17 protein-coding genes are annotated in these 20,129 nt (G+C 62.7%); 9 read left to right on the top strand and 8 right to left on the bottom strand.

Going from position 1 to position 20,129, the window contains the following annotated elements:
• Positions 1-166: 166 nt before the first annotated feature.
• The 5 genes from BHMPCIPO_RS10535 (at position 167) to BHMPCIPO_RS10555 (ending at position 6,330) form a co-directional block, all read left to right on the top strand.
• A complete protein-coding gene (locus tag BHMPCIPO_RS10535; RefSeq protein ID WP_173516683.1) occupies positions 167-2,098 on the top strand; it encodes an LTA synthase family protein in 1,932 nt (643 codons plus the stop codon).
• A 117-nt stretch (positions 2,099-2,215) separates the two neighbouring features.
• Positions 2,216-2,764: a DUF1003 domain-containing protein gene (locus BHMPCIPO_RS10540; protein ID WP_173516684.1), complete on the top strand. Its 549-nt coding sequence runs from the start codon at positions 2,216-2,218 to the stop codon at positions 2,762-2,764.
• 290 nt (positions 2,765-3,054) lie between these two features.
• Positions 3,055-3,477, top strand: coding sequence for a TadE/TadG family type IV pilus assembly protein (locus tag BHMPCIPO_RS10545; protein ID WP_173516685.1), 423 nt, complete (start codon positions 3,055-3,057; stop codon positions 3,475-3,477).
• Between the two features lies 1 nt (position 3,478).
• A complete protein-coding gene (locus BHMPCIPO_RS10550) occupies positions 3,479-5,218 on the top strand; it encodes a TadG family pilus assembly protein (protein WP_173516686.1) in 1,740 nt (579 codons plus the stop codon).
• 194 nt (positions 5,219-5,412) lie between these two features.
• Positions 5,413-6,330 (top strand): hypothetical protein, encoded by a 918-nt coding sequence (locus tag BHMPCIPO_RS10555; protein ID WP_173516687.1) that lies wholly within the window; start codon positions 5,413-5,415, stop codon positions 6,328-6,330.
• Positions 6,331-6,334: 4 nt separating this feature from the next.
• Here the strand turns inward: BHMPCIPO_RS10555 and BHMPCIPO_RS10560 are convergent, their stop codons facing one another.
• The 5 genes from BHMPCIPO_RS10560 to rpiA form a co-directional block, all read right to left on the bottom strand.
• A complete protein-coding gene (locus tag BHMPCIPO_RS10560; protein ID WP_173516688.1) occupies positions 6,335-6,733 on the bottom strand; it encodes a GFA family protein in 399 nt (132 codons plus the stop codon).
• 205 nt (positions 6,734-6,938) lie between these two features.
• A complete protein-coding gene (locus BHMPCIPO_RS10565; protein ID WP_173516689.1) occupies positions 6,939-8,312 on the bottom strand; it encodes a class II 3-deoxy-7-phosphoheptulonate synthase in 1,374 nt (457 codons plus the stop codon).
• 481 nt (positions 8,313-8,793) lie between these two features.
• A complete protein-coding gene (gor, locus tag BHMPCIPO_RS10570) occupies positions 8,794-10,182 on the bottom strand; it encodes a glutathione-disulfide reductase (RefSeq protein ID WP_173516690.1) in 1,389 nt (462 codons plus the stop codon).
• A 192-nt stretch (positions 10,183-10,374) separates the two neighbouring features.
• The gene (locus tag BHMPCIPO_RS10575) at positions 10,375-10,920 is read right to left on the bottom strand and encodes a DUF2059 domain-containing protein (RefSeq protein WP_173516691.1); all 546 of its coding nucleotides are present in this window, start codon (positions 10,918-10,920) and stop codon (positions 10,375-10,377) included.
• 122 nt (positions 10,921-11,042) lie between these two features.
• Entirely contained in the window at positions 11,043-11,738 is a 696-nt protein-coding gene (gene rpiA, locus BHMPCIPO_RS10580) for a ribose-5-phosphate isomerase RpiA (protein WP_173516692.1), read from the bottom strand.
• A gap of 224 nt (positions 11,739-11,962) precedes the next feature.
• Between rpiA and BHMPCIPO_RS10585 the strand changes: the two genes are divergently transcribed.
• The gene (locus BHMPCIPO_RS10585) at positions 11,963-12,640 is read left to right on the top strand and encodes an HAD family hydrolase (protein WP_173516693.1); all 678 of its coding nucleotides are present in this window, start codon (positions 11,963-11,965) and stop codon (positions 12,638-12,640) included.
• Between the two features lie 52 nt (positions 12,641-12,692).
• Here BHMPCIPO_RS10585 and BHMPCIPO_RS10590 read toward each other — a convergent pair whose 3' ends face one another.
• A complete protein-coding gene (locus tag BHMPCIPO_RS10590; RefSeq protein ID WP_173516694.1) occupies positions 12,693-14,591 on the bottom strand; it encodes a L,D-transpeptidase family protein in 1,899 nt (632 codons plus the stop codon).
• Between the two features lie 510 nt (positions 14,592-15,101).
• Between BHMPCIPO_RS10590 and fumC the strand changes: the two genes are divergently transcribed.
• From fumC to BHMPCIPO_RS10605, 3 genes are all read left to right on the top strand, one after another.
• On the top strand, positions 15,102-16,493 hold the full coding sequence (gene fumC, locus BHMPCIPO_RS10595) for a class II fumarate hydratase (RefSeq protein ID WP_173516695.1): 1,392 nt from the start codon (positions 15,102-15,104) through the stop codon (positions 16,491-16,493).
• A 193-nt stretch (positions 16,494-16,686) separates the two neighbouring features.
• The gene (locus BHMPCIPO_RS10600; protein WP_173516696.1) at positions 16,687-17,757 is read left to right on the top strand and encodes a GGDEF domain-containing protein; all 1,071 of its coding nucleotides are present in this window, start codon (positions 16,687-16,689) and stop codon (positions 17,755-17,757) included.
• A 173-nt stretch (positions 17,758-17,930) separates the two neighbouring features.
• Positions 17,931-18,575, top strand: coding sequence for a L,D-transpeptidase (locus BHMPCIPO_RS10605; RefSeq protein WP_173516697.1), 645 nt, complete (start codon positions 17,931-17,933; stop codon positions 18,573-18,575).
• Between the two features lie 30 nt (positions 18,576-18,605).
• Here the strand turns inward: BHMPCIPO_RS10605 and BHMPCIPO_RS10610 are convergent, their stop codons facing one another.
• Together BHMPCIPO_RS10610 and BHMPCIPO_RS10615 are read right to left on the bottom strand one after the other, a co-directional pair.
• Complete coding sequence (locus tag BHMPCIPO_RS10610) at positions 18,606-19,412, bottom strand: M15 family metallopeptidase (RefSeq protein ID WP_312033020.1); 807 nt, start codon at positions 19,410-19,412, stop codon at positions 18,606-18,608.
• A gap of 61 nt (positions 19,413-19,473) precedes the next feature.
• Positions 19,474-20,082 (bottom strand): pyridoxamine 5'-phosphate oxidase family protein, encoded by a 609-nt coding sequence (locus BHMPCIPO_RS10615; protein WP_173516698.1) that lies wholly within the window; start codon positions 20,080-20,082, stop codon positions 19,474-19,476.
• Positions 20,083-20,129 lie beyond the last annotated feature (47 nt).

Below are 20,129 nucleotides of genomic sequence, written 5' to 3' on the forward strand. Positions count from 1 at the left end.
AAAAAATCCGAAAAATTCTGTCTTTCCCGGTTCTTATCCAGGGCAGTTGCAGCGCCGTCACGCGGCGGAAAGCTGTTCCCAACTCCCGTTAAGAAACCATTCATCCCCTGTTCAAAATGACGAGCGTATGACAGTTACACGACACATTTGTGAATTGGAGAATATATTGGCTAGTATCGATTCCGCTGTCGCGAGAGGCTCGCGCGTCTATGTCGATAGACCCGGCTTCACCGCGCGGCACGCCAAGACGCTCGCGGGCACCCGCAGCGCATTGTTCTCCCTTTTCGTCGCAGCTGCTCTCGTGTTCGTCGTCGAACTGGTCGTGCGTCAGTCGATGACCGATACGGTCGCCTATTTCCTCGACCCCATGCGTCCGGCATTGACCACGGTCGGCGCCTTCTTCCTCATCCTGCTCGCCATCGACGGCATTTTCGGCCGCGAGCACAAGTCGGCCGTGGTGATGGCGCCGCTTGCCGTCATACCGGCCGTCATCTGCCAGCAGAAGCAGGTCTTCCTGTCCGACCCGCTCTATCCGACAGATTTCCTGTTCGGCCGCCAGATCATGGAATTGATGCCTGTTCTGGTGAAGGATCGGCCCTGGACCGCCGTCGGCATCGCCGTCGGCCTCGTCGCTGGGGTCATCGCGATCGCCCTCCTGCTGCGTTTTGCCTGGCGGAACTTCCCCAAGCTGACGACGCGCGAGCGCGTGGCTCGGCTCGCCTTTGCGCTGCCGCTGCTCGTCGCCTTCTGGAATATCATGGATTACAACCAGTTCTCCTGGATCCGTGACCGCCTGAAGGTCCTCCCCATCATGTGGGACCAGACCGAGAACTATAAGCACAACGGCTTCGCACTCGCCTTCGCCATCAATCTGCCGATGGCCAATGTCAGCGCGCCCGCCGGCTACATGGCCGATGCCATCGATCGCATTCCGGTGAAGCCGCTTCCGGCCGGCACCTCGCACCGCGGCAAGCCCGACGTCATCGTGCTGATGAGCGAGTCCTTCTGGGATCCGACCCGCCTGCCGAACGTCAAGCTCTCGCCCGATCCGATGCCGACGATCCGCGAGATGCAGTCGGGCAACGTCTTCTCGCCGGAATTCGGCGGCATGACCGCCAATGTCGAGTTCGAGGCGCTGACCGGCTTCTCCAACGCCTTCCTGCCCTATGGCAGCATTCCGTACCAGCAGTACATCCGCAACCCGATCCCGTCGCTTGCCACCTTCTTCCGTGGCGAAGGCTACGTCTCGCGCGCCATCCATCCCTTCCAGAGCTGGTTCTGGAACCGCACCGCCGTCTACAAGGCCTTCGGCTTCGACACGTTCAGGTCGGAGGAGAACATGCCGCCGATGCAGAAGCGCGGCATCTTCGCCTCGGACGAGTCACTGACCAACGAGATCATCCGCCAGGCCGATGCGATGGACGACCCGTTCTTCTTTTTCGCCGTCACGCTCCAGGGCCATGGTCCCTATGAGGCGAACCGCTACGCGAAGAACACCATCAAGATCGAAGGCAACCTGCCGGAAGGCGACCGCCAGGTGCTCGCCACCTATTCGCAAGGGATCAAGGAAGCCGACGACAGCCTGAAGAAGCTGATGGACTGGGCGAAGAAGCGCGATCGCGAAACGATCATCGTGCTCTTCGGCGACCACCTGCCGCCGCTGAACACCGTCTATACCAATACCGGCTTCATGAAGGGCGTCACCGCGGAGCGGAAGGGTTCGAAGGACCAGATGAAGGCGCAGCATGAAACGCCGCTGGTCGTCTGGTCGAACAAGACAGGCCCGAAGAAGAACGTCGGCACGATCAGCCCGGCCCTCCTCTCCTACACGATCCTCAAGCAATCCGGCTACGAGCACCCCTACTACACCGGGTTCCTCGGCAAGGTTCACGACCAGTTCCGCGTCGTCGACCGCTACATGCTGATCCGCAAGAACGGCAAGGAAGTCGCCGAGTGGTCGCGCCAGCCGAAGGTGCCCGCTTTGCTGCGCGACTATCGCTTCCTGCAGCACGACATGATGTTCGGTAAACGTTTCTCGACCGACCGGTTCTTCAAGTCTCACGCCGAGCTCTTCGCAAGCGCGGCTGAAACCCACTGATCCGTGAGGGCCGGACCGGCTGCATCCGGTCCGGCTCTCTGTATTTTCCGGCCCCGCCTGATTTTCCTTGCGGCCCCTGCGCTCTAGATTGGCTTCCGGCCAACACCGGAGATCGCCATGCCGCATTTCAACGACCTATCAAAACAGCTTTTCGGCAAGCCGCTGAACGAGCTTGGCGAAATCGAACGTCGCATTCTTGCGCACGCCCGCGATCGGCGCACCCTTGCCACCGATTCACATGCAGCCTTTACGGCCGGGCTTTCCTTCGGCGACAGGCTTGCCGACAGCATCGCCCGCGTCGGCGGCTCGTGGAGCTTCATCATCGGTTTCTGCGGCTTTCTCGTCTGCTGGGTCTTGGTGAACTCCGTGCTGCTCATCACCGGTGCGTTCGACCCCTACCCCTATATCTTCCTCAACCTGGTGCTTTCCATGCTTGCCGCGCTGCAGGCGCCGGTCATCATGATGTCGCAGAACCGCCAGGCCGAACGCGACCGCTTCGCCGCATCCAAGGACTACGAGGTCAATCTGAAATCGGAAGTCGAACTGATTGCTCTGCACCACAAGGTCGACGACGTGTTGCTACGCGAGATTTCGGAGCTGCGCGCTGACCTCGCAACCCTCAACCGGCAGCTCGAACAATACCGTTCAGCACCCGGCCGGGACTGAGCGCGAACCACGACACCCTGGATCCGCCCCCGGCGCGAGGCGAAACGCAGGCCCCGCGGATCAGTTTCGTTGCCATCCGCCCATCGGCCGTCCGGCTGCTTCGGGCCGGTAAAACGCGCCAATTTTCATAAACACTAATTCAACTCAAAATACATTTCTTGCAACATTTGCGAAATCTGCGCGGATTCAACAACTTATCAGAGTATGAAAAAATTAACGTTTGAGGGGCATCGTACGGGTGCAGGGACATTCGAAAAAATACAGCAACGTGGGTACGCGGAGATGCTGCAATGTCCAACTTCAAGCGCCTTTTAGGCGGCCGAGACGGCGCCGCTGCAATCGAATTTGCAATCATAGCGCCGCTCTTCTTCCTTTGCGTGCTGACCTTGATCGCCTACGGCATCTATCTCAGCACAGCCCATTCCATACAGCAGATCGCCGCCGATGCCGCGCGCACAGCCATCGCTGGACTATCGGAAAGTGAACGCGAACGCCTCGCGACCGACTATATCCAGCGCACGACCATGGATCAGGCCTTCATCAAATCCTCTCGCATGGTCGTCACCGTCAAGGACGACGCCAACAACACCAACCAGTTCACCGTTCGGATCAAATACGACGCCGCAGACCTGCCGATTTTCAATCTTTTCACATTCGCGATGCCGAGCAGCGAGATCGAGCGCTTTGCAACCATTCGTGTCGGAGGGGTCTGACATGTCGTGGAAATCAACGCGACTGCGCGGGCTGCTCCGATCGCGGGACGCAAACATCGGCATCTCCGCCGCGTTGGTCATGCCGTTGGTCGTCGCCTCCATGGGGCTCGGCATCGACTACGGTTATCTGACCGTGCAGAAGCGCGAGATGCAGTCGACGGTCGACCTCGCCGCGATCGCGGCGGCGGCCAACATCTCGTTGGCCGAGAAGGCCGTGCTCAATCATTTCTCCAACAATGGTCTCAACTATGCCGTGGCAACGCCGAGCGGGCTGATGACGGTCGACGGCAAGGTGCTGCCGCTGAGCGATGTCGGCTCGGGCAAGGTGGATGGCGTCGCGACGCTGACACGCGGCCGCTACGTCCCCGACCCATCGGTCGACGCCGGGCAGCGTTTCGTCAAGGACGCGACGCCAACCGATGCCGTGCAGGTCCTGCTGGAAAAGAAGGGGGAAATCTTCCTTGCCTCCTTGTTCAGCGCGCCGCCGGATCTCAGCGTCATCGGCACCGCCGCGAGCTCCAAGATTGCCGCCTTCTCCGTCGGCTCGCGCCTCGCCAGCCTGAACGACGGACTGCTGAATTCGATCCTCGGCCAGATGCTCGGCACGACCATCTCCCTCAAGGTCATGGATTACGAGGCGCTGATCGATGCCGACATCGACGTCCAGCCGTTCCTGAAGATCGTCGCGACAAAGCTCAACCTGACCGCGGCCTCCTATGAGGACGTGCTGAAGGCCGATCTGACCATGCCGCAGCTGCTCTCCTCGATGCGGCTCGTCCAGGGTCTGTCGGGAACCGTGACGGCGGCACTGAAGAGCATCGAGCTTTCGACCGCAAACAACAAGAAGACCGTGACGCTGGCGCAGATCCTCAACCTCGATCCCAAGAAGAGCCTGCAGATCGATGCCGGTTCCGACTGGGCGATGAAAGTCAGCGCACTGCAGATCGTCTCCGCGGCGGCAGCGATCGCCAATGGCGAGAACCAGATCGCGCTCAACGCCGTGACCGGGCTTCCCGGCATCGCTTCTGCCAAGGTCAAGCTCGCAATCGGCGAACCGCCGGTCGAAACGCCAAGCCATCGCCTTGGAACGCCGGGCGCGGCCGTCCGCACCGCACAAACCCGCCTCGCCGTCGAAGTCAACGTCGATGGCCTGGCGGCCCTCGCCGGCATCCGCATCAGACTGCCGATCTACGTCGAACTCGCCTATGCCGAGGCGAAGCTTGCCGACATTCGCTGCTACGGCGGCACCCCGGAAAACGCAGCGGTCAGCGTGGATGCGGTGCCGGGCATTGCCGAGATCGCCATCGGCGACGTCGATCCGACGGTGCTGTCGAACTTTTCGTCCGATGCCCGCGTGCAAAGGGCCCGCCTCGTCGATGCCCTCGTCGTCAAGATCGATGCGCTCGCTCATGTCGAGGCACAAAACCTGAAGGCCTCGCGTCTGAGCTTCAGCCCGTCCGAGATTGCCGCTCGCTCGATCAAGAGCGTCTCCACGAAGGATATTCTCACCTCCACGACCCAGACGCTGCTCAACAATCTCGACCTCAACATCCAGGTTCTGTTCCTGACGCTCGGCAGCCCGACGGTGGTCCAGCAGGCGCTGGCCCAGACATTGGGTTCCGTCACCAAGCCGGTGGACGACCTGCTCTACAACCTGCTTCTGTTGGTCGGCGTCCGGGTCGGCGAAGCCGATGTGCGCGTCACCGGCGTCAAGTGCCAGCCGCCCGTGCTGGTGCAGTGATCGAGATCCAGCGATCGAAACGGGGCGTCTGACGGCTGAACGTCAGGTGCCCCGTTTGAACAAAATCGGTTGTTCACACGTTATGCGCAAGCTACCCCTACTATAAGGGGTAAGGCTGAGTGGCGGTTGGCGACCGGGAAACTTGAAATTCAAGCATCCGGCGCGCCGCGCAAGCATGGGGGTGAGCGCAGCAAATGCGTGTCGTGGCAGAGCATGAGGGGCTCGCGCAAGCTGGTGCCCTTGCCTTCACCGCAGAAGATTTTCGCAATCATCCGAACTTCCGGGCGATCCTTCAGGCGAGCGGTCGCGATCTGATGTCGGTGTTTGACCTCTTCCCGCGGGTCGGCCGCCTCGTCGCCTCCCACCAAAAATGGACGCTGAGCCAGGCCGTCTACACGCTGCACCTCGAGCGCGATCCGACCAATCCGGAGACCGGCATCACGACCGCGCGGCTCCTGAAGTTCATGCACGAAATGGGCGGCGCCAGCCGCAATACCGCTGCCGCCTTCATCGCCGAGTTGCTGACCTACAAGCTGCTTCGTGACGTCGATGGCGGCCGGGCCAGAAAGAAGGTGCGGCCCTTGGAGCCGACAGAAATCAGCGAAGGAGCAATGCTGCGCTGGTTCATGAGCCAGATGGGCACGCTCGATCGGTTCGACGGCAAGGGCCGCGTCCAGCGCGTCGAGGCGGATCGGACCATCTTCGAGCGCGCCCAGCCGATCGCCACTCGCCTGCTGCTCGCCGACCAGCGTTGGAGCGAGCCACCGGAAGCCGTGGCCGCCTTCGTCTGGACCGAGTGCGGCGGCCTGCTGCTGGACGATCTCATGTCGCGGCCGGCAAGTCTCGATCCCGTCGATGGCAAGGTCTGGCTCGAAGCGAGCCTCTCGGAGCTCGCCACGCACTACATGATTTCGAACACGCATATCAGGCGCATCTTCACGCGCGCCCAGGATACGGGCCTCATCGGTCGCGCCGATGAGCGCCAGCGCGGGCATTTTTGGCTCAGCGAACGCCTGATCGACGAATATTGTCAGTGGCAGTCGGTCAAATTGGCCGGCCTTGCCAACGGCTTCGAACAGGCGGTTCGGCGGGCGAAGCATACACCGGAGTGAACGCTCAACCGCGCCCGGCCGCATATTTCGGCAAGTCGTCGCTGATTTGGTAGAAGTCGCCCTGGTCTTCGCAGAAAATGTGATAGCCGCCCTTCAGCTCGGTCGGCTTCTCGAAGGCACCGGCCAGGATCGAAGTATAGTCGAGCTCATCCGCCTTCCAGAACAGGGCCGATCCGCAATGGCGGCAGAAGCCGCGACTGGCGGTCTCGCTCGCCCGGTACCAGGTGAGGTTCTCCGCCCCCTCCACCTCGAGGTTCCGATCCTCCACATTGGTCGCGGCGTAGTAGAGGCCGGTCTGCTTCCGGCACTGGCTGCAATGGCAATAGATCAGCTCGCGCAGCTCACCATGCGCAGCGAAGCGCACTGCCCCGCAAAGGCAGCTTCCCTTGTGAACGTCCGGCATTGTCCCCCCAAAGCGCAATCATCATGCGTCATCCTGCCGTGAGGTGGATACGGCGACCCGATCACGCGCGCCGCTTCCTGCTCCAGACACGAAAATGCCGGGCCAGCTTCGAGAGCCGGCCCGGCATTGTCAATTTCAAAACCGTCCGACGAGGTTCAGAAAAGCTGAACCACGCCTGCAGCACCGTCTTGTCGGCGCGGCGGGATCAGCCGTTGACGACCATCTTCTTCTCGTCGCGGCCACCCTTCATGCGTTCGGCGAGCAGGAACGCCAGTTCCAGCGCCTGGTCCGCATTGAGGCGCGGATCGCAATGCGTGTGGTAGCGGTCAGCAAGATCGTCACCGGAAAGCGCACGTGCACCACCGGTGCATTCCGTCACGTCGTTGCCGGTCATCTCGATATGGATGCCGCCCGGATGCGTGCCTTCCGCGCGGTGGATCTGGAAGAAGCTCTCGACTTCCGACAGGATCCGCTCGAACGGACGGGTCTTGTAGTTGTTGAGCGTGATCGTGTTGCCGTGCATCGGATCGCAGGACCAGACGACATTCTTGCCTTCGCGCTCGACCGCACGGATCAGGCGCGGCAGATGCTCGGCCACCTTGTCATGGCCGAAGCGGCAGATCAGCGTCAGGCGTCCGGCTTCGTTGGCCGGGTTCAGAATGTCGATCAGTTCGAGCAGGCCGTCGGCCGTCAGCGAAGGACCGCACTTGAGACCGAGCGGGTTCTTGATGCCGCGGCAGTATTCGATGTGGGCGTGGTCGGGCTGGCGGGTGCGATCGCCGATCCAGATCATGTGGCCGGAGGTGGCGTACCAGTCACCCGAGGTCGAATCGACGCGGGTCAGCGCCTGCTCGTAGCCGAGCAGCAGCGCCTCGTGGCTGGTGAAGAAGTCTGTTTCGCGCAGGCTCGGATGGTTTTCCGAGGTGATGCCGATCGCCTTCATGAAGTCCATGGTTTCGGAGATCCGGTCGGCGAGCTTGCGGTAACGTTCCGCCTGCGGGCTGTCCTTGACGAAGCCGAGCATCCACTGGTGCACGTTGTCGAGGTTGGCATAGCCGCCCATGGCGAAGGCGCGCAGAAGGTTCAGCGTCGCGGCCGACTGGCGGTAAGCCATGATCTGGCGTTCCGGGTTCGGGATACGCGCTTCCTCGGTGAACTCGATGCCGTTGATGATGTCGCCACGGTAGGACGGCAGCGTCACATCACCCTGCTTTTCGACGCCGGAAGAACGGGGCTTGGCGAACTGGCCGGCGATGCGGCCGACCTTCACCACCGGCTGCTGCGCGCCGAAAGTCAGGACGACGGCCATCTGCAGGAAGGCGCGGAAGAAGTCGCGGATCGTGTCGGCGCCGTGCTCGGCGAAACTTTCGGCGCAGTCGCCGCCCTGCAGCAGGAAGCCGCGGCCTTCGGCGACATTGGCAAGGGCACTCTTCAGACGACGCGCTTCACCCGCAAACACCAGCGGCGGATACTTCGCGAGGCGCGCTTCGGTCGCCTCAAGCGCTGCCAGGTCCGGATAGTCCGGCACCTGCTGGATGGGTTTCTGCCGCCAGCTGTTTGGAGTCCAAGTCTGTGCCATTTCGTTCACCTGTTGTCTGCCGCGGATCCATCCGCGCGGGTCGCGCCCTGACGGCCGAAGGCGGCCGCCCGGTATTCGGAAATTTCACTCACATCCGCGTGCCCTGCCCGGACGCTGAGCCTGGCCTCTGCGCCGGCCCCGGGCGGAAACGCCGCGGAATGCGGGCTTATAGACGTTAAGGAAACGCTTGGAAAGCCATCCTACCAGAATTCATTGCGTTGCAGGACACATCCGGCGCAAGGATATGTCCAGGCAACGCACAATCCTGAAAAGCGAAGGCGACATCTCGAAAGAATTGTGCGCAGTTTCAACGAGATAGTGGCGCCACCTCGCCGCCGCCCTTTCTGCGTGGAAACAGCGACGAGATCGGCGACAGTCAGTTCATCAAACATGCCCGGCGGCTTCCGGCCCGCGGCAGGAGGCCCCTGCGTGCGACAGGTGGACTTTCGGGAGGGGTTGCAGGCGCATCCGCCAGAGGCGGTCAGACCCGCTCACCCTTGCGGATGCGGTAGGATGGCGAATACATCGTCACCAGTTCCTCGGCCGCCGTCGGATGCACCGCCATCGTCCGGTCGAAATCGTCCTTGGTGCAGCCGGCCTTGAGCGAGATGCCGAGCAACTGCGCCATCTCGCCGGCGTCGTGGCCGAGGATATGCGCGCCAAGCACCTTGCGGTCGGCGGCATTGACGACCAGCTTCATGATCATCTTTTCCTTGCGGCCCGAAAGCGTCGCCTTCATCGGCCGGAATTCGGCGCGGTAGACTTCCAACTCGTCGAAGCGGCGCGCGGCTTCTTCTTCCGTCAGACCGACCGTGCCGATCTCCGGCTGCGAGAAGACGGCGGTGGCGATCAGGTCGTGATCCGGCGAGACCGGATTGTTCTTGTACTCGGTCTCGATGAAGCACATGGCCTCATGGATCGCGACCGGCGTCAGTTGCACGCGGTCGGTCACGTCGCCAAGCGCATAGATGCCGGGCGCGCTGGTGCGCGAGAACGCATCGACGACGATGGCGCCACGCTCATCGGTCTTCACACCGGCCGCTTCGAGACCGAGCCCCCTGGTGTTCGGCACGCGGCCGAGTGCCAGCATCACCTGGTCGACGGCGATGTCGCCGTGCTTCATCGTGTGCGCGACGCGCTTGCCGTCGGCATCGAGGGTGACCGACTGGATGATGTCTTCGCAGAGAATACGGATGCCCTTCTCCTCCATCGCCACGTGCAGCCCGCGACGCAGGTCGTGGTCGAAGCGCGAGAGAATTTCCTTGCCGCGATAGATCAGCGTCGTCTCGACGCCGAGGCCGTGGAAGATGTTGGCGAATTCGACGGCGATGTAGCCGCCGCCGGCGATCAGGATCGACTTCGGCAGCTCTGCGAGATCGAAAGCCTCGTTCGAGGAAATGCAGTGTTCGTGTCCCGGCAGCGCGTCATGTGGTGTGGGATGACCGCCAACGGCGATCACGATCCGCTCAGCCGTTACCGTCTTGCCGCTGTCGAGCAGGCGAACGGTGTTCGGGCCGACGAGCTCGGCGCGCGTATGCAGGATTTCGGCGCCGGCATTGTTCAGCCCCTTCTGGTAGAGCCCCTCGAGCCGGGTGATCTCCTGCTCCTTGGCGGCGACCAGTTTCTTCCAGTCGAACCGGCTCTCGCCGACCGACCAGCCGAAGCCGGCAGCGTCTTCGAAATGTTCGGAAAACTGCGACGCGTAGACATAGAGCTTCTTCGGCACGCAGCCGCGGATGACGCAGGTGCCGCCATAACGAAACTCCTCCGCGATCGCGACCTTCTTGCCGAGGCTTGCCGCCAGGCGCCCGCTCCTGACGCCACCGGACCCGCCACCGATCACGAAGAGGTCATAGTCGAATGCGGGCATGGGCAGTCTCCTGAAAGCAAGCGGGCCGGAATGGCGAAATGGAAAGCTGGCCGAACGATCTCGCGTCCGGCAGCCAGTCGCGGCCAGCCGAGGACCGCGCCGCAGGCACATATAGTGGTGCCCCCAGGCAAAAGAAAAGCCCGGATCACTCCGGGCTCCTCGAAACGTGATGACTGGCGCTGGCGCGCTCGATTATTGCGCCGGCTGCTGGGCGGCGCCCTCGGCGGCCGGCTGGGTGCTGCCAACCTTGGCGTCGAGCGACTTGGTCGCTTCCTGGGTCAGGTCGCGGGAAACGCCCGCGGCCCAGATGTCGGCGGCCTTGAGCAGTTCGCGCGAAGCGATCGGGCCGTCGTTCAGGAGCTTCTTGCCGGCGGCGGAGCCGTAGAATTCGGTGATCGCGTTCAGTTCTTCCAGCGAAAAGGTCTTGGCGTAGATCGTCGCCGCTTCGTTTTCGAGGTCGGCGCGGCGGGCTGCAAGGCTGAGCGCCTTCCCGTCAACCGTTGCGGTGATCAGTTCCTGATGGTTCGGCGATGCCTGGATCAGCGTGTTCTTCAGCCGCTCGGCAAGATTCGGCAGAATATTGTCGAAGCTGTTGGTGACGCCAAGTGCTGCGATCGTCGCGCGCGCCGCCTTGATCTGCTCTTCGGAGACGTCCTGGGCCTGCACCGCCGGAACCGATGCGGAAAGCAGAACCGCGGTGGCAGCGAATGTGCGGACAAGACCTGCGAGTTTGTTCATTTTTACCCTTGCTCCTGTGTTTGTCGCATGCTGCCCGGGCGATTGCCGCCGCCAGGCCCGCATGTATGGAAACCTGTTTGTCTTTGCCGCTCCCAGCCCGGTGCGGGCTGTCGGGAGCCGGTTCAGGACGCAGTCAGAATGCGTGCCTCTACCGGCCCTGCAATGATCGCCAGCGACGCGATGTCGATGAAAAGCCCGTGCTCGACGACGCCGGGAATGGCATTCAGCTCTCCCGCGAGCGCATCTGCATCAGGAATACGGCCAAAAGATGCATCGAGAATGAGGTGTCCGCCGTCGGTCTTGAAGGCGCCGTCATGGGACTGACGCACGGCGATTTCGCCGGAAAGACCGAGGCGCGCGGCGACCTTCTCGATCGCGATCCGCGTTGCCACCTGACCAAACGGATTGACCTCGATCGGCAGCTTGAAGGCGCCGAGAACGTCGACCACCTTCGATTCGTCGGCAATCACGATCATGCGCTTCGAGGCGCTCGCGACGATCTTTTCACGCAGCAATGCGCCGCCGCCGCCCTTGATCAGCCGCAGCCGGCCATCGACCTCATCGGCGCCGTCGATCGTCAGGTCCAGTTCCGGCAGCTCGTCGAGCGACTTCAACGGCACACCGAGTTCGAGGCAGAGCCGCGCCGTGCGCTCCGACGTGGGAACGCCTTCGATGTGGAAGCCGGCCGCGACCTTCTCGGCCAGCAGCCGGACAAATTCCTCGGCCGTGGAGCCGGTACCGATGCCGAGGCGCATGCCGTCTTCGACATATTCCAGAGCCGCAGCCGCGGCTTTGATTTTCATTTCGCGGGCGTCCATGCGCCAGTCGCTCCCTTGTAATGCCGACGGACGGCTTCGCTTCGAACTGCGAACCGCGCGCCCGATTTCCGCTGAGACACTTACACGCCCGGCGACGCAAACAAAAGTCAAAATGAAATTGCCGCCAAGGATTCCGCACCGCTTGCGAGGTGTACTCCCCATTGCATTCTTCTGTCACTTCGCCTACCCGAACGGCAACGTTTCCGGTGCCATGAGGTTTTTCGGTGTCATCTCCCATAGTCGTCTTCGATCTCGATGGAACGCTTGTCGATACCGCGCCGGACCTGGTCGCGAGCCTGAACCATGCAGTGACCCAGGCCGGCATCACGCCGGTCGGCTATGCAGATCTCACCCACCTCGTCGGCCACGGCGCACGCGCGATGATCGAGCGCACCTTCGCGCTCCGGGAAAAGCCGCTCGCTGAAGACGTGTTGGAATGGCAGCTCAGGGAGTTCGTCGATTTCTACCACGGCTCGATGCCCGGCGATTCGCTGCCCTATCCGGGCCTCATCGACGCGCTCGACCGCCTCTCCGGCGCCGGGTTCAAACTGGCGGTCTGCACCAACAAGCCGGAAAAGCTGGCAAAGCGCCTGCTCGAACGCCTGGGACTGATCGAACGCTTCGCCGCGATTTCCGGCGGCGATACCTTCGAAGTGCGCAAGCCGAATGCCGAACACCTCTTGAGAACCGTCACCAATGCCGGCGGCCGGGCCGAACGCTCGGTGATGGTCGGCGACAGCCTCAACGACTTCCTCGTCGCCCGCAATGCCGCGGTGCCGTCGATCGCGGTTCCTTTCGGCTACTCCGACGTCCCCGTCGAAAGCCTCGAGCCGACGAAGATCATCGGCCACTTCGATGAGCTGACGCCGGCACTGGTCTCGGCTCTGCTCGAAGCCCGATAGTCGCAAAGCAAAGGCCGCTCGAAGCGGCCTTTTCTGTTCTTATGCCGTATCCTTATCCTTCGGCCCTGCGGGCGCCCCGCGTCGCGTCGAAGGCGCGGTTCATGTACATGTCGCGCTCGTAGACGTCGTTGAAATATTCGACGACGCCATCCTTGTTCGGCCAGGCCGTGAAATAAGCGACATAAACCGGCACCTTCACCGGAACCTGCAGCGCCTTGTTGCGGCCGTCGGCAATCTCCTTGCCAACATCCTCGACGCTGGTGCCGAGCACCGCGGCCGCCATGCGGCGCGGATCGGCAAGCCGCACGCAACCGTGGCTGAGTGCACGGTTATCGCGCTTGAAGAAGCTCTTCGACGGGGTATCGTGCATGTAGATCGCATGCGCGTTCGGGAACAGGATCTTCAGCTCGCCGAGCGCATTGTCGCTGCTCGGCGGCTGGCGCACGGCGATCGAAGCGGTCGAGCCGTTCCAGTTGACCGACGCCGACGGAACCGGCCGCCCGCCGATCTCGACCTGGTAGCCCATGCGATCGAGGTAGTTCGGATCGCTCCTGAGCTTCGGCAGCATCTCGTTGACGATGATCGACTGCGGCACGCCCCAATAGGGATTGACCTCGACGGTCTGGATCTCGTCCTGGAAGAAGTAGGTCTGGTTCGTCTTCGAGCCGACGACCACGCGCATCGAGAACTGCTCGGCGCCCTGGTCGGCGTAGGTGGCGGTGAAGGCCGGCTGGTTGATGAAGACGTAGCGGTCGCCAAGGCGATCCGGCAGCCAGCGCGCCTGTTCCATGGCGATTTCGAGCTTGTTGATCTTGTTCGCCACGCTGTCGCCGCCCGTCAGGATGCGCACCGACGCCTGGCCGACGACGCCGTCGGCCTTCAGCCCGTTTTCCTTCTGGAAGGCCTCGACCAGCGACACCAGTTCCGGCGTGTATTCCGGCGTGCCTTGATAGGCGGCAAGAACCGCCGCATGTTCGGCCTTCAGCGTTTCCGAACCCTTGAGGCGAATACCGGCAATGATATTGGCGAGCTCGGGATTGCTCTCTCCCGGCTTCAGCAGCGTGCCGGGCGCGATCTCGACGCGCTGCTCGGCGCCCGTTTCCGTCCTCAGCTTCTCCAGCTCGACCGAGAGTGCGGCGAATTGCGCGCTCTTCGGGTTCTGGTCGTTGAGAAGCGTGGCGACGTCGGCGCTCGCGGACAGCTTGTCGAGAAGCGAGGTGAGGTCGACGGTCTTGCGCCTGAAATCGTGGTAGCCGGAAATCTTGTTCGGATCGATGCGGCCGCGCACTGTGTCCTGCGCGTAGGTCAGCGTTGCCGCCGACAGTGCGATTTCGAACTGCAGCAGTTCCTTTTCCCGCGCGATCATGTCGCCGCGGTCGAAGCTGTCGGCCGGTACGCTGACGGCATAATCCTGCGGATCGAGGCCGACCTTGGCGGCATCGGCGAGAACGGCGATCGCCGCCTTCGCCTTGGCATTCACGCCCTCGGCGCCGATCCAGATGTAATCCATGCGCGCGCCGTAATGGGCCTCGACCGCCTTTGCGACGTCGCCCGTGGCACGCACGTTGATTTTCGGAAGGAACTGCCGCGCATCGGCAAGTGGCATGCGCAGCATGGGCGGCAGTGCGCCGTTGCGCACGGAGCCGGTAACCACCGGGTCGAGCAGCTTGTCGGTGGCGATCCGGCGCAGCGCTTCGGCCTTGTAGGTATAGTACTTCGGCCCGGTGACCTTCGGCAGCGGCCTGGTGGCCATATTCTGCTGCGGGTCGATCATGGCGCCCATGCCGGGGAGCGGCTGGGCTGGCTGGGTCTGTTCGGCGGAACCCGGCTTCTTTCTGCCTGCCCGGATGAAATCCGCAAACGAGAAGGCCGAAGCCGGCCGCACATCCATGGTCGCGATCGCACAGCCGCTCATGAGCGCTACGATCGCTGCCGTCTTAATTACTCTCATATGAAACTACGTCCCCGTATCGCGTTGTCGCCGAATTCGGCTGAAGCCAGATTCTCGCCACGCCCTCGTGCACTGAAAGTTATAGAAAAGGATGGTGAATGAAAAGGAAACGCGCCTGCGAACATCGACCCTGAATCTCCTTCTTCCTCCCAGCAAACGCCTCGATTTCATAACGTTCGAAGGGGGATAAAAATTTGATCCATATGGATTTTATTTCAGCAGGAGGTCATGGGCCGGCCGCAATGGTCGATCGTCGCCCGAAAAGAACACCGCGCCTGTGACCGAAACATCACAACGGCGCCAGCGGGCCGGAAGCGTGCGAATCACGTTCGCTGCGCGGCTGCCTTATTGCACTGCAGCGTTTCAAACGATTGTAGCATGGCAAGCCGCGCCGCGCCCCTTTACAAGCTTCGGCAGGCGGGGCAGAGAGAGGCCCGGCACCTGGGGAGATGTGCCACCCGGCCCCCTCGCCCAGGCTTCATGAACCGCATGATCAAGGCAGGTATCACGATGACATCGACGCGCACGGAAACAGATACGTTCGGCCCCATCGAAGTGGCAAGCGACCGCTATTGGGGCGCTCAGGCCCAGCGCTCGCTCGGCAATTTCAAGATCGGTTGGGAAAAGCAGCCGGCCTCGATCGTCCGGGCGCTCGGCATCGTCAAGCAGGCTGCCGCCCGCACCAACCAGGCGCTCGGCCGGCTGGATTCGACCATCGCCGATGCCATCGTCAAGGCATCGCAGGAAGTGATCGACGGCAAGCTCAACGACCATTTCCCGCTCGTCGTCTGGCAGACCGGCTCGGGCACCCAGTCGAACATGAATGCCAACGAGGTGATTTCGAACCGGGCGATCGAGCTGCTCGGCGGCGTCATGGGCTCGAAGAAGCCGGTCCATCCGAACGACCATGTCAACATGAGCCAGTCGTCGAACGACACCTATCCGACGGCGATGCACATCGCCTGCGCGGAACGGGTGATCCATGACCTGCTGCCGGCGCTGAAGCACCTGCACAAGGCGCTCGAAGCCAAGGTCAAGGCCTTCGACCACATCATCAAGATCGGCCGCACCCACACCCAGGACGCGACCCCGCTGACGCTCGGCCAGGAATTCTCCGGCTACGCTGCCCAGGTCGCCTCTTCGATCAAGCGCATCGAGATGACGCTCCCCGGCCTTTGCGAACTCGCCCAGGGCGGCACCGCCGTCGGTACCGGCCTCAACGCGCCCGTCGGCTTTGCCGAGAAGGTCGCCGAAGAGATCGCCAAGATCACCGGCATCGCCTTCACCTCGGCGCCGAACAAGTTCGAAGCGCTTGCCGCCCATGATTCCATGGTCTTCAGCCATGGTGCGATCAACGCAACGGCCGCAGCCCTCTTCAAGATCGCCAACGACATCCGCTTCCTCGGCTCCGGCCCCCGCTCCGGTCTCGGCGAGCTGTCGCTGCCGGAAAACGAGCCCGGCTCGTCGATCATGCCCGGCAAGGTCAACCCGACCCAGTGCGAGGCGCTGACCCAGGTCTGCGCCCAGGTGTTCGGCAATCACGCGGCGCTGACCTTCGCCGGCAGCCAGGGCCATTTCGAGCTCAACGTCTTCAACCCGCTGATGGCCTACAACTTCCTGCAGTCGGTGCAACTGCTCGCCGATGCGGCCGTGTCCTTCACCGACAACTGCGTCGTCGGCATCGAGGCACGCGAAGACAACATCAAGGCGGCCCTCGACCGCTCGCTGATGCTCGTCACCGCGCTTGCTCCGAAGATCGGCTACGACAATGCCGCCAAGATCGCCAAGACCGCACACAAGAACGGCACGACGCTGCGCGAAGAAGCCGTGGGCGGCGGCTATGTGACGAACGAAGAGTTCGACGCGATCGTGCGCCCGGAAACGATGATCAGCCCGGCCTGATCCATTTTGACACACCACGGCGCCTCACCGGCGCCGTGGCTTCAAGCCGCAAACGCAAGGGATAGATCGGCGAAAGCAGCCGCAATCGATCGAACTGTGGTGCAGCGGCGGCGGCAAATATTAAGACTTCGCAAATCATTTGCCCCTAAAAATCATAACCCGTAAGCAGTGATTAATATTAGGGGGTTTGCACATGCAAACGGCAAACTCGGGCAAAGCTCAGACGCCCGATATCGCAGCGCAAGTGACCCATGCCATGCGCATGATGGGTGTCGCGCCCATCCCCCGCAACTACGAGCTCTATTACGAAGCCTATCTCGGCTCCAACCCGCAACTCTCCAAGGAGCTTGCGGCCCTCGGCAGCCGCGCGACCCAGGAAGAGCTGGACGCGATCGGCGCACAATATTTCAGCCATATCCACCGCCCGACCGGCATCGAGCGCGCCCACACCACACTTGCCGCCAAGCTTGCCGAACTCGTCACGCTGCTGAAGGATGAGCAATACGCACTCGAGAACTACAACAAGGTTCTCGACGAGGCCTATGTCAACATCATCAGCAAGAGCGCTTCCAGCGCCGATATCCTGCGCCATGCGATCGGCATCCTGACCGAAGCGACGGCCGAGACGATGAGCCAGGGCAAGGAGCGTGTGCAGACGGTCGTGCAGAAATCCTTCGAGATGGAAGTCATCCGGCAGGAGCTCGACGAGTACAAGCGTATCGCCAACACGGATTCTTTGACGCGCCTCGCCAACCGCCGCGCCTTCGACGACAATCTGGCGGCCGTCTACAACAGCGAGCACCTCAGGAACTACACTGGCCTGCTCGTTGCCGACATCGACCATTTCAAGAAGGTCAACGACACCTTCGGTCATCCGGTCGGCGACAAGATCCTCGCGACCGTCGGCGGCGTGCTGCGCGCCAACCTGCGCCGCGAGGCCTTCGTGGCCCGCACCGGCGGCGAGGAGTTCGCCATCATCCTCGGCGACAGCACCCAGGAAGAATGCCTGCAGATCGCCGATCGCATCCGCACCGTGCTTGCGGCAACGCCCTTCCGCAACTCGAAGACCGGGGTCAATTACGGTCCGATCACGCTTTCCGTCGGCGTCTGCATGGCGACCGCGGCCGAAGACCCCGTCGATCTCTACAACAAGGCGGATATCGCGCTCTATTCGGCCAAGAATGGCGGGCGCAACAAGACCGTTCTCTTCGAGGACGGCATGCGCAAGGAATCCGGCCGCAACTGGCTGATCTATCGGCGCTGATCCTTATCCCGGTCCTCCACTTACAATGGCGCCGCCCCGGGCGCCATTTGCGTTTAAGAGCCGCGTTCCTTCGGAAACAGCCGCCCTTCGCCACAACCGCTAGAACTGTCCTCAACCGGGAACAACCGCGCGAGGACAGGCGCGGACGGTTCCCGCAACCGAGGGGGACCACCATGAAGACCATTCTCGCAGCGCTTATTGCCACCAGCTTCCTCGCAGGCGTCACGACATCGGCGAAGGCCGCGGACGACGCGCCGATCACCGTCGCCTCGCTCGACAGCGCCACCGTCAAGACGAGTTCGCTTCAGATCCTGTCAAAGGGCGGCGCGAAATCGAAAGCCGCGCGCCGCGACATCAGCCAGTCGCCGATCCCACGCCAAGTGGTTGCCTTCAACGAAGCGGCCGCTCCGGGCACGATCATCGTCGACAATTCCGAGCGCCGGCTGTACCACGTCCTCGGCGGCGGCGTTGCGGTCAAATACGCCGTCAGCGTCGGCCGCAACGGCTTTCTCTGGACTGGCACCAACACGGTCAGCCGCAAGGCCGAATGGCCGACCTGGACACCGCCGGAAAAGATGCGCGCCCGCGAGGCGAAGAAGGGCAAGATCCTGCCGGCCCGCATGAAGGGCGGCATCGACAACCCGCTCGGCGCGCGCGCCATGTATCTCGGCTCCACCATCTACCGCATTCACGGCACGAACCAGCCATCGTCGATCGGAAAGGCGATGTCGTCCGGCTGCATCCGCATGGCCAACGAGGATGTCGAACACCTCTATGCCAGCGTCGAGATCGGCGCCACGGTCATCGTTCGCGATTGAGTTCGCAGCGAAACCACCACCGAACACCGGCTAACGGCCGCAGGCGTCCGCGCCTGCCGCCCGGGCGATCGCGACCAACTCCGGCCGATACTCGAAGTGCATCGTGTCGAAATGATACCAGCGGCCACCCCAGATGAAGCCGTGACGCTCGAAAATCTCGACGATTTCAAGCGGATAGCGGTTGCGATATCGCAGCGCGCCGCCACTCGCCCTCCGGGCCCAGCGCCAGTAGTCGGCAAAGTCCGTGTTGAGATCGATGGCCGCACCGAAGCTATGGACCGAAAGCGTGGCAGCCCCGGCAATCGGCCGCCAGTTGAAGGTGCCGGCGCTTGGGCCGAGATAGCGCTTCAGATCGGCATGCCGCGAGAGGTCGGCGGCGACCGCTTTCAGTGCCTCTGCGGCGCCGTGCTTGCGCGTGACCCGCAGCCGCTCGCCGAACCAATCAACGGTGACGAGGTCTTGGCTCACCGCCTTGGCCGTGCCGCCATAGAGCCGTTTCAGGAGCACCTCGCTGCGGATGCGCCCCGGTTCGAAATCGACGGCCGGCGGTTTCGCGCAGGCACCCAGCGGATAGATTTGCGAGAGGCTGTCCTCGACATCGGCAGCGGCCAGCTTTTCGGCGTGGCTCTTCTTCCTGCCGTCGTCGAGCGCAAGCGGCGGCCCGCCATCGCTGAGGATCAGGGTATTGGCGTCGATGCGCTCGATAGCACCAGGATAGGCGGCAGCCAGCAGGCGCAGTTTCTCCGAAAGCGTGGGGTCGGCAGCCGTCGCCATGTCGGCCACGAGAGCGAGCGCAAAGAGGATGGCAGATGCACCTGTCAGACCTTGCCGCCGCACCCTCGCCTCCACCCACGTGCCTCGCTGATGGGCGACACTACGGGTCAGCCCAGACGGCAGCCTACCACATGGTCTTGGCGGCGCGCTCCGGCCATTCGCGGTCATAGGTGTCGCGGTCGAAATCCGCCTTGGCAGCCTTCAGCAGCGTGCCGGGCGTCGGCAGCGTTGCCGGATCGAGGAAACGATCGGGGTTCCAGAGCTGCGCCCGCATCACTGCGCGCGCGCACTGGAAATAGACTTCGCCGATGGTCACGACGATGATGCTGCGCGGGTGTCTGCCATCGACCTCGAAGCTATCGGTAAGCGCCGGGTCGATGCTGAGCACAGCCGTGCCGTTGATGCGCATCGTCGTGTTCGAGCCCGGAATCAGGAACATCAGCGCCACCCGCGGATCGCGCACGATGTTGGCAAGCGAATCGACCCGGTTGTTGCCGCGCCAGTCGGGAAGCAGCACCGTCTTGTCGTCGGCGATCCGGACCACGCAAGTGTCGTCACCGCGGGGCGAACAATCGAGCCCCTCCGGCCCGACGGTTGCGAGCGCACAGAAGGGCGAAGCCTCGATCATCAGCCGATACTCCGCCGTCAGCGTCTTGGTGACCTTGGCCACCGAAGCTTCGCTGACACCGCCATAGAGCGCGTTGAGTTCCTCTACCGAGGTGATGACCGACATGCCGTCCTCCAATACCGAAAGATCTCGCCAAAGCGACCCTTCGACCG

It is taken from the genome of Ensifer sesbaniae (assembly GCF_013283665.1).
Classification (GTDB): Bacteria; Pseudomonadota; Alphaproteobacteria; order Rhizobiales; family Rhizobiaceae; genus Ensifer; species Ensifer sesbaniae.